Source organism: Alkalicoccobacillus murimartini, from assembly GCF_030813245.1.
Taxonomy (GTDB): Bacteria; Bacillota; Bacilli; order Bacillales; family Bacillaceae_D; genus Alkalicoccobacillus; species Alkalicoccobacillus murimartini.
Map to the genome: position 1 here is coordinate 341,143 of NZ_JAUSUA010000004.1, position 13,699 is coordinate 354,841.

General features: G+C 39.4%; 9 protein-coding genes and 1 other annotated feature (1 of these 10 cut by a window edge). Of the genes, 1 reads left to right on the forward strand and 8 read right to left on the reverse strand.

The window, feature by feature from the left end:
• Positions 1–2: 2 nt before the first annotated feature.
• The 7 genes from J2S05_RS14690 to J2S05_RS14720 all read right to left on the reverse strand — a co-directional run bounded on the left by J2S05_RS14690 (position 3) and on the right by J2S05_RS14720 (position 9,490).
• Positions 3–1,295, reverse strand: a complete 1,293-nt coding sequence (locus tag J2S05_RS14690) for a Gfo/Idh/MocA family protein (protein WP_306984051.1) — start codon at positions 1,293–1,295, stop codon at positions 3–5.
• 19 nt (positions 1,296–1,314) lie between these two features.
• On the reverse strand, positions 1,315–2,163 hold the full coding sequence (locus tag J2S05_RS14695; protein WP_306984052.1) for a carbohydrate ABC transporter permease: 849 nt from the start codon (positions 2,161–2,163) through the stop codon (positions 1,315–1,317).
• A gap of 21 nt (positions 2,164–2,184) precedes the next feature.
• On the reverse strand, positions 2,185–3,141 hold the full coding sequence (locus J2S05_RS14700) for a carbohydrate ABC transporter permease (RefSeq protein WP_306984054.1): 957 nt from the start codon (positions 3,139–3,141) through the stop codon (positions 2,185–2,187).
• 85 nt (positions 3,142–3,226) lie between these two features.
• Positions 3,227–4,546 (reverse strand): extracellular solute-binding protein, encoded by a 1,320-nt coding sequence (locus tag J2S05_RS14705; protein WP_306984056.1) that lies wholly within the window; start codon positions 4,544–4,546, stop codon positions 3,227–3,229.
• A 200-nt stretch (positions 4,547–4,746) separates the two neighbouring features.
• Positions 4,747–6,063 carry an ABC transporter substrate-binding protein gene (locus J2S05_RS14710; RefSeq protein ID WP_306984058.1) on the reverse strand — a complete coding sequence of 439 codons (1,317 nt, stop codon included), beginning with the start codon at positions 6,061–6,063 and terminating at the stop codon, positions 4,747–4,749.
• A gap of 100 nt (positions 6,064–6,163) precedes the next feature.
• Entirely contained in the window at positions 6,164–7,762 is a 1,599-nt protein-coding gene (locus J2S05_RS14715) for a response regulator (RefSeq protein ID WP_306984060.1), read from the reverse strand.
• Positions 7,763–7,768: 6 nt separating this feature from the next.
• The gene (locus tag J2S05_RS14720) at positions 7,769–9,490 is read right to left on the reverse strand and encodes a sensor histidine kinase (RefSeq protein WP_306984061.1); all 1,722 of its coding nucleotides are present in this window, start codon (positions 9,488–9,490) and stop codon (positions 7,769–7,771) included.
• Between the two features lie 213 nt (positions 9,491–9,703).
• Between J2S05_RS14720 and J2S05_RS14725 the strand changes: the two genes are divergently transcribed.
• A complete protein-coding gene (locus tag J2S05_RS14725; RefSeq protein WP_306984064.1) occupies positions 9,704–10,969 on the forward strand; it encodes a BaiN/RdsA family NAD(P)/FAD-dependent oxidoreductase in 1,266 nt (421 codons plus the stop codon).
• Between the two features lie 159 nt (positions 10,970–11,128).
• On the opposite strand, the gene leuS is transcribed toward J2S05_RS14725, so the two are convergent.
• Positions 11,129–13,549 (reverse strand): leucine--tRNA ligase, encoded by a 2,421-nt coding sequence (gene leuS / locus J2S05_RS14730; protein WP_306984065.1) that lies wholly within the window; start codon positions 13,547–13,549, stop codon positions 11,129–11,131.
• Between the two features lie 94 nt (positions 13,550–13,643).
• Positions 13,644–13,699: a binding site (T-box leader), on the reverse strand (it continues 176 nt past the right edge of the window).

Here is a 13,699-nt window from a genome sequence, read left to right on the forward strand (position 1 = left end):
TACTATACTTTCGTTGACGTTTTTTCTAAGAGCTCATTAATATGGATTGGTTTCTTTTCTTTCACAGAACGCCAAATCGCTTCACCGGTAGCAACCGCATAACTACCATCCCGGCTTCCTGATAGAATTTCATATGGACGTGCCGGGTCTGGACCCATAAATAGATCTTCCTGGATGACCGGATCGCCCCCTCCGTGTCCTCCATCTCGTTTTACAACATGAATAATCTCTTTTGAACCAAACAATGGATAATAATCAATGGTTTGCTCATCAAACGGAAAAGGCACACGCGATGGTGCATGGATTTCTTTCGTTTCAATCCTGCCCTCTGTTCCATTAATCGCTAAACTATATCCTTCGTAAGGAAGTGAAAAGTTGATTGAATAACTTAATAAAGCTCCTTGATTATAACGGACGGTCGCTGTATAGGTGTCTTCAATTTCTATCTCTGAATCGAAAATACATTGATCAGAACGATAATTCGTGTAGCTTTCATTCCTGCCTTTGTCTGATTCAATATGATCATCCTGAACGGTAAAGCTATTGCTTCTGGAATTCCATCTTGAATAGTAAGAACAGGAATGCTTCACATCACAGGTTGCACACACCCGGCCATCTTTCTTCTCCGGATTGTGAACGCTTTCTTCTCCGTAATAATTACGTGCCCCAAAAGCAAATACTTCTTCAGGTGTCTGATCGAGCCACCAGTTAACCAAATCGAAGTGATGAGAACTCTTATGGATCGAAAGACCACCAGAGAACTTGCGCATCCGATTCCAACGTTGGAAATAACTAGAGCCATGATAAGTATCGATATACCAATTAAGGTCAACAGATGTAATCCTGCCGATTTTGCCCTCTAAGATCATCTCCTTGATCTTCGTATGGAAAGGGCTGTAACGGTAATTAAATGTTACCGTTACTCGTCCTTTACTTTTAGCCTCTGCATCCATAATACGTTGACAATCAGCTGCCGTTGTTGCCATTGGTTTTTCTGTCATAACATCTAGACCATACTCTAGTGCTAATATAATGTACTTCACATGCGTATCATCTCGTCCAGTCACAATGATGACATCCGGCTTCGTGTCCTTCACCATATTGTGGAATTGAGATTCATCATACTCCTGCACATGGGCAATTTGAGGAAAGTCCTCTTTACATAAAGCAAATCGCTTTACATCGGGATCAAGCATACCCACAAGCTCACTTGTTTCTGAAAATGTCTCTAACATTGGCTTAATAAACATACCAACCGCTCGTTTACTCACACCACACACTGCAAATCGTTTCATACTTTCCACTCCTTGCTATCTAAGACTTCAAGCCACTAGTACTAATTCCATCCACAATGTAACGCTGGAAGAAAAAGAAGATTAGAAATACTGGTAAAATACTGAGAGTTGTCATCGCAAACATGGCTCCCCAGTTTGTTACTGCACTTGGATCAGAGAATAGCTTTAGTGCTAATGATACTGGGTACTTTTCTGGGGTCACTAGATAGATAAGTGGTCCCATAAAATCATCCCAGCGCCAGTAGAATGAGAAGATCGCTGCTGTCATCATTGCCGGTACAACAAGTGGCATGATGATCCTAAAGAAAATAGAGAATGTATTACATCCATCAATTTTCGCTGCCTGATCCAGCTCCGTTGGGATCGTTCTAATAAATTGCATGATCAGAAAGATAAAGAATGGAACTCCGAAGAATGTAGGCAAGATTAAAGGCAAGTACGTATCAATCCAGCCAAATCCTGAGAACATCACGTACTGTGGTATCATAACCATCTCATATGGAAGCATTAATGTCATCATCATTAAGACAAACCACATTTTCTTACCTGTAAATTTAATTCGAGCAAAGCCATACGCTATAAATGTTGATGATATGACACTTCCGATTGTAGAGATAATCGTGATAATGAACGAGTTCATGAAAAACGTTGTAAACGTGATTCCACCAAACCCTTTCCAACCTTCACTGAAGTTCTCAAAAGCCCATTCACTTGGTATGAGCGTATGAGCATCAACAAAGACCGTTGAACTTTCTTTAAAAGAACTCATTACCATCCACGCTAGTGGGTACAGCATAATTAGAGTGAAAATAATCATGAGAATATGTTGAACAATTTTACGAGTTAGTTTTTTTCTTTTTGTATCCATAATGGCTTTCTCCTTTCCTCATCAATCGTTATAGTGAACCCACTTATCAGAGCTCTTAAAGATAACAGCTGTGAATACGGCGATGATTATTAACATCACCCACGCCATAGCAGAGGCATAACCCATGTCAAAGAATTCAAAGGCACGGCGATACATGTAAAGTACGTACAAAAGGGTACTATTCATAGGCCCGCCATTTGTTACAACAAAACTTGGTGTAAATGCCATAAACCCTTGAATGGTCTGCATGATCGTGTTGAATAGGATCACCGGTGTAAGCAAAGGAATCGTAATTTTAAAGAATTGTTGCCAAGGTTTTGCTCCGTCCACACTTGAAGCTTCATAGAATGTTTTTGGAATATTGCGTAAACCAGCAAGAAAGATAAGCATGGATGAACCGAACTGCCATCCATATAATGCAACTAGTGTCCAAATGGCTGTACCTGGATCCCCAAGCCATGAATGTGTAGGTAAACCGATAGAAGCAAGTACAGAGTTAAATGCTCCATCGTTTCCAAACAACTGTCTCCACATGATGGAGATACCGATACTTCCTCCAACAACAGATGGAAGGTATAATAATGTTCGATACAAGCCAACAGCCTCAACAATTTTGTTCAGAGCTACAGCTACAAGAAGAGCAAAAACTAATCTAATTGGTACAGCTGTTCCGGCATAAAGAAACGTAACTTTTAGAGATTGCCTCCATGTGTCATCTGTTGTGAACATACGCTCATAGTTAGCAAACCCAATCCAGTTGTAATCGCCACCCATACCATAATTGGTGAAAGATAAGTAAAGAGAATAAAGGATCGGATAGAGAGTAAAAGCTAATAGTCCAATAATAAATGGTGAAATAAAAGCATAGCCAGCCGTTTCTTCATAGCCTGTACGCAATCTTTTCGGACGTTTAAACGGTTTTTTGAATGGGGGTTTTATTGGTACTTTAACTTCCTGCCCCGTTTGATTTTGAGCCATTTTCTCCACTCCTTACTATACGTATTTATGTCTCATGATTGAAAAGATCCTGTAACTCCCAGAGTTATCAGGATCTAATCTCAGCCTAGTTCCCTAATATTTGACTGGCAGTTTTTCTGAAATCCTCGGCTCCCTCTTCAGGAGTGATTTGGCCATACATAACGCGCTCATCTACATTTTCTAGTGCTTGTAACACTTCTGTAGATTCAGCTGGGAAGTTCGTGTCAATTGGAGAGCTATTCTCTGTGACATAATCGATATACTCATAGATCTTCGTTTCAACTTCATTTAGATCTTCTTGCATGTAGGCACGTACTTCAGCGTTAATTGGAACACCTCTGTCTGAACCAATCACATCAAACACTTCTTCTGTGTTTGTAAAGAAGTCAATAAATTTAGCTGCCTCTTCCTTGTTTTGAGAATTTTCACTCACAGACCAAAGCATAGCTGGTTTTAGGTACATCGCATGCTCATTATTAGCTCCGGGCAGTACGTTTAGATCAAACGAATAATCTGCTGCACTTGACATAACCACCACTTGGTTTGACCATCTAAAATCAAATGGCGCATTACCATGCACAAGCAATTCATCCTCTACCCCTTGAATTTGTTGAACAACATCATAACCAGGAGCTACACCATCGTCCACCATTCTTTTAGACATAGATAGGAAATCAACAAGTAATTGATCATCGCTATATCCTAAATCAGTTCCGTCTTCGTTAAACAAGGTAAAGTCTTTTTCTCTTAAATAATACTCAAACATGTTTTTTACATCTAATGAACGTGTGCCGTACGTATCTAATTCTTCGTGAATCGTATACGCAACTTCCTCAAACTCTTCCCAAGTCCAGTTTTCACTTATTTCAACACCAGCTTCATCTAGCATCTTCTGGCTGTAAATAGCTGTAAGCGCATTCATTCCACTCGGAATTCCTAGTTGTTGATCGTCCTTCACACCTGATTCAAGTACCAGTTCATCTACTTGGCTTGTATCAATCGTGCCATTATCAACAAATTCACTTAAATCTGTTAACAATCCTTGACTTGCATATAAGTTTAGATATTCACCAAAGTTCTGTTGCATAATGTCTGGAAGGTTGTTCCCAGCAGCTTGTGCAGCCATTCTTTCAAAGTATCCATCAAATCCAGTAAACTCCGGTTCAATTTTCACGTGAGGATTTGCTTCCTCATACATCTCAATAATCTTAAAGGTCATATCATGTCGTTCCTGAGAACCCCACCATGACATTCTTAACGTAACCTGCTCATCATCTCCATTACCATCACTGCCACTGCCACCAGAATTAGAGTCTCCCCCTGCATCTGATGACCCTCCACATGCAGCCAAAGCTAACGAAAGTGATAACATAGAAGCTGATAGAAACAACATTTTCTTTTTCATGAAGCAACCCCCTTTAATGTTTGAAAGCGCTTTCTAGATCTGTTAATATCGTACACTATCTATTTTTTGGATGTAATCAAATAATCAGATACTTTATGTTCAAAAATCAGAGGTGCTGATTTTGATCAAGTATTTTCCCATACATGTAAGAATGTTTCCATCAAAAAAAGAGACCCCTTAAGGAGTCTCTTTCTACTATGTTAATTCCCCAATATTGAACCAGCTGCTTTTCTAAATTCTTCAGCACCTTCTTCTGGAGTAATCTGTCCATACATCACTCGCTCATCAATTTGATTTAACTCTTGTAGGATTTCTGATGATTGTGAAGGGAAGTTCGTATCAATTGGTGAGCTATTCTCTGTAACAAAATCAATATAATCATAGATCTTTGTTTCCACTTCATCCAAATCTGCACGCATATTCTCACGGATTTCATTATTGACTGGTACTCCTCGATCTGATCCAATGGCTTCAAATACCTCTTCAGTGTTCGTAAAGAAGTTTATGAAGTTTGCAGCTTCTTGTTTATGTGCCGAATTCTCACTAACGGACCATAGCATAGCCGGTTTTAAGTACATTCCCTGTTGTATGTTATCACCAGGTAGTACATTTAGATCAAATGAATAATCGGCTGCCTGTGACATGATTTTCACCTGATTAGACCATCTCAGATCAAATGGTACGTTTTTATGAACGATAATCTCATCTTCAATCCCTTGGATCTGTTGGACTACATCGTACCCAGGAGCTACCCCGTCATCCACTGCCGTCTTAGCTCTAGTTAAATAATCCGTTAATAATTGATCATCCTCGTATCCAAGGTCTGTTCCATCGTCATTAAATAAAGCATACCCATTTTCTCTTAAAAAGTACTCAAAGATATTTCCTGCTTCATATGAGCGTGTGCCATATGTGTCTAATTCTTCATGTACTTTTGTCGCAATCTCATCAAAATCTTCCCATGTCCAATCATTAGTAGGTAACTCTGCTCCAGCTTCTTCAATCATTTCTTTATTGTACATTACAGTCAATGCGTTTGTACCTGTAGGCATACCGAGAAATTGGTCATCCTTCATACCCGATTGAACGATGGATTCATCCACCTTACTTAAATCAATGGTTCCATCATCGACAAATTCATTTAGATCCGTCAACAACCCTTGACTCGCATATAGGTTTAGATATTCACCAAAGTTCTGTTGCATGATGTCCGGTAGATTGTTCCCGGCAGCTTGTGCAGCCATTCTTTCAAAGTATCCATCAAATCCGGTAAACTCCGGCTCGATTTTTACATGAGGGTTTGCTTCTTCATACATTTCAATAATCTTGAAGGTCATATCATGACGTTCTTGAGAACCCCACCATGACATTCTTAATGTGATCTGCTCATCATCTCCGTTCCCTTCACTGCCTCCAGAATTAGCGTCTCCCCCTGCATCTGATGACCCTCCACATGCAGCTAAAGCTAACGAAAGTGATAACATAGAAGCTGATAGAAACAACATTTTCTTTTTCATGAAGCAACCCCCCTCATAATTTTGAAAGCGCTTTCTTTAACAGTTAATATCTTACACCATCTAAATTTGGGATGCAATCAAATATTTCCATATTTTTAAGTTAATGATCTGATGTGCTAAAATTATTTTCTTTGTATTCGCTTGGAGTAAATCCAGTTTGTTTTTTAAACACCTGACTGAAATACCGAGGGTTATTTCCAAATCCAACTTGCTCAGCGATCTCAGATATCTTTAGTTGTTCCGATTTTTGTATAGATTCAATGGCTTTATCAATTCTTAACTTCACTAGATAATTGGAAAATTTCTCTCCTACTTCCTTTTTGAATAACTTCCCAAGATAATCTGAATTCATGTAGAAAATATCATTTGATAACTGTAAGAGAGACAGATCACTATCCGAATAATGACTATCAACATATTCACATACTTGATGGATGGTTGAACTTAGGCGTTGTTTAGTTGATGTATAGTTCTCTTGTGCTACGCTTATCGCTGCTTCATAAATAAACTCTTCAACCTGCTTAAGTGTTTGAAATTGTTGAAAATGAATGACCTGTTTAAATAAAGATTCCATTACCTCTTTTTTTGTCTGTCTAATAATGGACATAAATAACTCAAGGCTATGTGCTTTGACAATGCTCACATCATACTTCATCCGAGACACGTAGGCAAAATACTCATCCAAATACTCTTTTGTTTCTTCAAGGTTTCCACTTCGAAGGTACATCAGCAAGTCTTCATGATTAAACTGAAGTTCATCAAAACGAAAGCCTTGCTCGGCTATTTCACCAGTGGAAATAATTCCTCCACTCCCTACATAGAAACGCTGCGCCAGCCCTTGAAGAGCTTCTCTATACATTCTCCTAAGCTGCGTGACATTTTCTTCGCTACTTATTGCACTCGTAAATGTCAATTGATAAAAGTATAAAAAATCCTCTTTTACTTCTTTTAATGTCTTAATTAGTACCTGATCGGATTCACTTTCAATGACTAGCACGACTTTCTCACCAATCGTTGTCGATAAAAGAATGGTCTGTGTTTGCTCCATTTTTTCAGTGACTATTTCTTTCAGTGCAAAAAAGTGCTCAAATTCTGCCGGTCCAGCTACCTTTTTCTTATCAACCAAGTCATCAATTTGCAGGACTAATAACTTGAGCGGTTCTGAGGTATAATCTGAGCCAAACAATTGCTGAAAATGATCCCACTCTAGAGTTCCAAACGAATTATCAGAAAGAACCTCTTTCAAAATTTGCGCCTTTGCTTTTGGCATAATCTGCTGAAGTCGCTTTTTCATGTTCTGAACAAATAAATCATTGGCATTCTGATCATTTAACTCTGATACGATATCCGTCAGAGCAGCTTCAATTTTCTTTTCATTAGAAGGTTTAAGCAAATAGTGTCTTACATTGTGCTCCATTGCAGATTTTGCAAATTCGAACTCATCATGCCCAGACAGAATCATCCACTTAATACTTGGATAGGCTGCATGAGCTTTCTTAATTAGTTCTACCCCGTTCATACCTGGCATCTTGATATCAGTAATAACAATATCAGGCATATCTTTTTCAATTAGTTCAAATGCTTCCACACCATTACTTGCTTTAGCCATCAACTTCACTTCACAGGCTTTCCAATCCACTACAGCAGCAATTCCCTCTAGAATATTAATCTCATCGTCCACTAGAAGAACCTTATACATGTCATATCACTCCTCAACATTAGGAAGGGTTATGAAAACCGTTGTTCCTTTATCCAATTCACTTTCGATGGATAAACCATAGGCCTCACCAAACATCAAATGAATTCGTTCTATAATGTTGTACAAACCAATACCTGAGCGTTTAGGCTTTACGTTACCTGCATAAATAGACTGGATGGTTGCTTCATCCATACCCACTCCGTTATCACGAATGGATATCGTGACTTTACTCTCAGTGCACCGAATGTTGACGTCAATTGTGCAAACTGAAATGACTTCTTCAAGACTGTGCTGGATCGCATTTTCAATAATCGGTTGAATCGTTAACTTAGGAATACGATACGCACTCATATTCTCAGGGTGCTCCAAGGTAAATTGCAATCGCTCCTTATAACGATATTTCTGAATAACCATATAGGCTCGGACAATATCGAGTTCTTCATCAATTGTTATGAGAGGTTCCTTTTTACTAATAATATTCCTCATCATATTACCTAATGCTTCAGCTATTTGGGAGATATCTGACTGCTTATTCATCTTGGCAAGCCAGTTAATTGAATCCAGTGTATTATAAAGAAAATGCGGATTTATCTGTGCCTGAAGCGCACGATATTCCGTTTCTTTAATTATGAGCTGCTTTGTATAATTTTCTCTTATTAACGTGTTAATTTTCTCAATCATCAAATCAAAATTTGTATGAAGCTGTCCTATCTCATCATAAGGAGAATGCTTGTCAGTTGTCCCTAAGCTCTCAAATTTCCCTTCTTGCACATGCTTCATCTTACTTGTTAATTCTTCTAACGGCTTTGAAATCGCTCTTGCTAAACTCCTACTAATTAGAAGAATAATTGCTAAAAATAAGATGAATGAAAAAATCATTAGACCATTTAACCATTTAGTCTGTCCTGTAACTTGATCAAAGGGCAGAATATTATAATAAAAGAGTTCAGAGTGCCTAGACCTTTGTGAAGTTATAAAATACTCACTTCCACTTAGATCCATTACCTGATAACCTGAGCTCTCAGTCGGCTCTAACTGACTTTCTGATCCTTCCTCCATATTATTTGTATACATGATTTCTTCGTCTTTCATAATCACAAAGCTCTTATCTGGTGAAAAATTAAGAGAACCTGATATAAAATCCCCCATATCTATAGTGATAATAACCGCACCCAAATAGACAAGACTCAAATCACTCATTTTTCTCATCTCTCTAGTAGAAACCAGTACCCCTTCATCTGTAATAGACTGCCAGGTATTTGCCCCACCTGCTTCTTTCATATCTTCTGTCCACTCTCGATCAATTTCTTGACCAATTCGGTTGTCACCAACCACGTATATCTCCCCAAACGTATCTACTACATGTATAGACGAAATATACTTCTCTTGAGAATAATAGGCATTCAATCGGTCAATAAGCAGTCGTTTTGTCCGGTACACATCATATCCAAAGTATTCATAATTGATGCCTTCCATATAGTTTTGAATCACGGAATCCGTGTTAATTTGGAATGATATCTGTTCTATTTTCCTAAGTTCCTCATCAAGAACAGTAGATGTGAGGCTTAATGTATTTGCTGATTCATCATAGACTTGTTTTTCATAGACAGCGGTTATGAAATGAAAGCTAATTGTTCCCATCAAACAAAAGAACACTAACTGCAAGATAGCAATTGTTATGATTTTATTTTTTATACCCTTCCCTTTTCTACGACCCCACTTAATCATCCTTCGCCACCACTCTCATAAAGGATCATTCAAATTAAAGCGTTTACATACCATGTTTATTATTCTAACAGATTAATCCAAAACAAGGCTATCATTTATGAAGAAAAGTGACATACTATATGTTTGTTCAAGCTATTTATCCAAAATCCTTTTAATATGGTAGTATAGGAACAGCAATAAAAGCCATAGCATGGTTTATAAAGGAGATTCCCTATGTATGATGTAATCGTGATTGGAGGCGGCCCCTCTGGTCTAATGGCATCTGTTGCTGCCGCAGAAAACGGAGCACGTGTGCTTTTAATAGATAAAGGTAATAAACTTGGTCGTAAGTTAGCCATATCTGGTGGTGGACGATGTAATGTAACCAACCGCATGGAACGAAAGGAATTGATTGAACACATTCCTGGTAATGGAAAGTTCATGCACAGTCCATTTGCGACGTTTGATAATGAGGATATTATACGTTTCTTCGAAGATTTAGGCATTGAACTGAAACAAGAAGACCGCGGACGTATGTTCCCAGTAAATGACAAAGCTCAAACAGTTGTTGATACGTTACTTCGGAGAATACGCGAATTAAACGTAACAATCTGGACTGACTCAGCTGTGAAAACGATCGACTATGAGAATGGACAAGTGGCGGCTGTAAAGTTATTGGATGGTCAAGTGCTTAACACCCGATCCGTTATTGTAGCTACAGGAGGAAAATCCGTTCCTCACACAGGTTCAACAGGTGATGGATACCCTTGGGCAAAAAAAGCAGGTCATACCATTACCGAGCTCTATCCTACCGAGGTACCCATCACTTCCGTCGATTCATTTGTTAAGAAAAAAGTTCTACAAGGTCTCTCTGTACGCGACATAGAATTATCAGTGATCAATCCAAAAGGTAAGATCATCAAAACACACGAAGGCGATATGATTTTTACCCACTTTGGTGTATCAGGTCCAGCGGCATTGCGTTGCAGTCAATATGTCGTAAAAGCACTAAAGAAATTTGATGTCCCATCGATTCAGTTACGACTAGATTTATTTCCTACAAAATCAGAAGAAGATCTATTCCAAGAGCTTTGGAAGCTTGTAAAAGCAGAGCCAAAGAAACAACTGAAGAACGTGCTAAAGGGAACAACTCAAGAGCGAATGCAAGCATATCTATACGACATCCATTCCATAAACGCTGAATCAACTTGTGCCAACATATCGCACGATGTCTTACGTCAATTGGCGAAATCAATGAAACAATTTATCATTCAAGCCACTGGTACACTTTCCATTGAAAAAGCCTTTGTTACTGGAGGCGGTGTGTCCGTTAAAGAAATCGAACCAAAAACGATGCACTCAAGAAAAGCAGAAGGACTTTACTTTTGCGGAGAAGTACTAGATATCCATGGCTACACGGGCGGGTATAATATTACATGTGCCTTCTCTACTGGATACACAGCTGGAAAATCAGCAGCGTTAAGACCTAGTGAATCATAAAAAAGAACGAACGCGATCAGCGTTCGTTCTTTTTTAGAGGTATGTTTTCGGATTATTAGATGTTTCCCCCTCTCTCTCCAGGATTAGTGCAGATCCTCACACATATCTAACGCAAAAAAAACTCATCAAGCCTTATAGAGGACTGATGAGTTTTTCCTATTATCCTACAACGATATTCACTAACTTCCCTGGTACGGCAATTACTTTGCGTATTGTTTTATCAGCAATTGCTTCTTGTACGGTTTCATCTGCACGAGCAAGCTCTTCCATTTGCTCACGAGAAGAATCGGCTGGGATTACGAGTTTCGCTTTCAGTTTGCCGTTAATTTGTACAACGACTTCGACTTCGTTTTCTACAAGCATCGCTTCGTCATACTCAGGCCATGTGGCGTAAGTGATTGTATCCGTATGACCTAGCTTAGACCATAATTCTTCTGCCAAGTGAGGAGCGATAGGTGAAAGAATTTTCACAAAGCCTTCCATCTGCTCTTTAGGCAGTGTCTCTTGCTTATACGCTTCGTTAATGTAGACCATCATCTGTGAGATGCCGACATTAAAACGCAATTCCTTAAAGTCCTCTGTTACCTTTTTGATCGTTTGGTGATAGACACGAGTAAGTGACTCTGATCCTGCTCCGTCTTTAATAGAAGGACTCAAATCACCAGATACTTCCTCAATAAATAATCTCCAAATTCTCTCAAGGAAACGACGTGATCCGTCTAGACCATTTGTGGACCAGGCAATGGTTCCATCAAGTGGTCCCATAAACATTTCATATAAGCGCAATGTGTCAGCACCGTGTGATTTGATGACATCGTCTGGATTCACTACATTACCTTTTGACTTACTCATCTTCTCATTGTTTTCACCCAAGATCATACCTTGATTGTACAAGCGTTGGAACGGTTCTTTTGTTGGAACCACACCGATGTCATACAAGAATTTATGCCAGAAACGAGCGTATAATAAATGTAGAACTGCGTGCTCTTGTCCTCCAATATACATATCAACAGGCAGCCATTCCTTTAAGATTTCAGGATCAGCCAAGGCTTCTGAATTATCAGGATCAAGGTAACGAAGGTAGTACCAGCAGCTTCCTGCCCACTGTGGCATTGTATTCGTTTCTCTGCGTCCTTTCATTCCTGTAGCTGGATCCGTAACCTCTAACCATTCCTTCGCATTAGCAAGTGGAGATTCTCCTACTCCAGATGGCTTGATCTCTTCCATTTCAGGCAAGATCAAAGGCAATTGCTCTTCAGGTACGGTTGTTGATGTTCCATCTTCCCAGTGAATCACAGGAATAGGCTCACCCCAGTAACGTTGACGGCTAAACAACCAGTCACGTAAACGATACGTTACCTTTTTAGTACCGACTGATTTTTCTTCAAGCCACGTAATGGCGGTCGTAATTGCTTCTTCCTTGCCTAACCCATTAAGGAAATCAGAATTTACATGCTCGCCGTCTCCAGTATAGGCTTCTTTCTCAACATTTCCGCCTGCAACGACTTCACGAATTGGCAATGAAAAAGCTGTCGCAAATTCGTAATCACGCTCATCATGTGCCGGAACCGCCATAATAGCACCTGTTCCATAACTGACTAGCACGTAATCGGCAATCCAGACTGGCACACGCTCTCCATTAATCGGATTAATCGCGTATGCACCAGTAAACGCTCCTGATTTTTCCTTCGAAAGCTCTGTACGCTCAAGATCACTTTTAGTTGCTACTTTCTTTTGGTAGGCTTCAATTGCTTCTTTTTGCTCATCTGATGTGATCGTTGACACTAGTTTATGCTCTGGCGCAAGAACCATATAGGTTGCTCCAAATAACGTGTCTGGACGAGTGGTGAATACAGAGATTACATCATCGAAACCATCAAGTTGAAATTCAACCTGTGCACCTTCTGAACGACCAATCCAGTTTCGCTGCATATCTTTTAAGCTCTCAGGCCAATCAAGATCTTCTAAGTCTTCAAGCAAACGATCCGCATACTTTGTAATACGTAATACCCACTGTCTCATTGGGCGACGCTCTACTGGATGACCACCACGTTCACTTAACCCATCAATGATTTCTTCATTAGCTAATACAGTTCCTAGTGCCGGGCACCAGTTCACAGCAACCTCATCTACATAAGCAAGGCCTTTTTCATAAAGCTTAATAAAAATCCACTGTGTCCATTTATAATAATTTGGATCCGTTGTATCTACTTCACGATCCCAGTCATATGAAAACCCTAGCTCTTTTATTTGTCTACGGAAAGTATTGATATTTAACTGGGTAAAAGCTGCAGGAGCATTGCCTGTATCAATGGCATATTGCTCAGCAGGAAGGCCAAACGCGTCCCAGCCCATAGGATGCATCACTTCATACCCCTGCATTCTCTTCATTCTCGAAAGAATATCGGTTGCTGTCATTCCTTCAGGGTGACCAACATGTAGCCCTGCTCCTGATGGATATGGGAACATGTCTAAAGCATAAAACTTCGGTTTGTCGCTAGATGTATTTGTACGGAACGTCTTATTTTGTTCCCAGTACGCTTGCCATTTTGTTTCAATTTTATTATGTGAAAAAGACATTGCGTTTCCTCCTGTTTTCTATTATGGTCCAGTAAGTTGTTTGCCTATGAGTCCGTTTGCATACAAAAAACTCCCGCCCCTAATAAAATTAATTATCAGGGACGAGAGTTAGCATTTATGCTTATCCCGCGGTACCACCCAGATTAACAG

What these genes read in the sequence shown, in the direction of transcription:
- J2S05_RS14725 (WP_306984064.1), top strand. Translation starts at nt 9,704, where the DNA reads ATGTATGATGTAATCGTGATTGGAGGCGGCCCCTCTGGTCTAATGGCA.
- J2S05_RS14710 (WP_306984058.1), bottom strand. Translation starts at nt 6,063, where the DNA reads ATGAAAAAGAAAATGTTGTTTCTATCAGCTTCTATGTTATCACTTTCG.
- leuS (WP_306984065.1), bottom strand. Translation starts at nt 13,549, where the DNA reads ATGTCTTTTTCACATAATAAAATTGAAACAAAATGGCAAGCGTACTGG.
- J2S05_RS14695 (WP_306984052.1), bottom strand. Translation starts at nt 2,163, where the DNA reads ATGGATACAAAAAGAAAAAAACTAACTCGTAAAATTGTTCAACATATT.
- J2S05_RS14705 (WP_306984056.1), bottom strand. Translation starts at nt 4,546, where the DNA reads ATGAAAAAGAAAATGTTGTTTCTATCAGCTTCTATGTTATCACTTTCG.
- J2S05_RS14690 (WP_306984051.1), bottom strand. Translation starts at nt 1,295, where the DNA reads ATGAAACGATTTGCAGTGTGTGGTGTGAGTAAACGAGCGGTTGGTATG.
- J2S05_RS14720 (WP_306984061.1), bottom strand. Translation starts at nt 9,490, where the DNA reads ATGATTAAGTGGGGTCGTAGAAAAGGGAAGGGTATAAAAAATAAAATC.
- J2S05_RS14700 (WP_306984054.1), bottom strand. Translation starts at nt 3,141, where the DNA reads ATGGCTCAAAATCAAACGGGGCAGGAAGTTAAAGTACCAATAAAACCC.
- J2S05_RS14715 (WP_306984060.1), bottom strand. Translation starts at nt 7,762, where the DNA reads ATGTATAAGGTTCTTCTAGTGGACGATGAGATTAATATTCTAGAGGGA.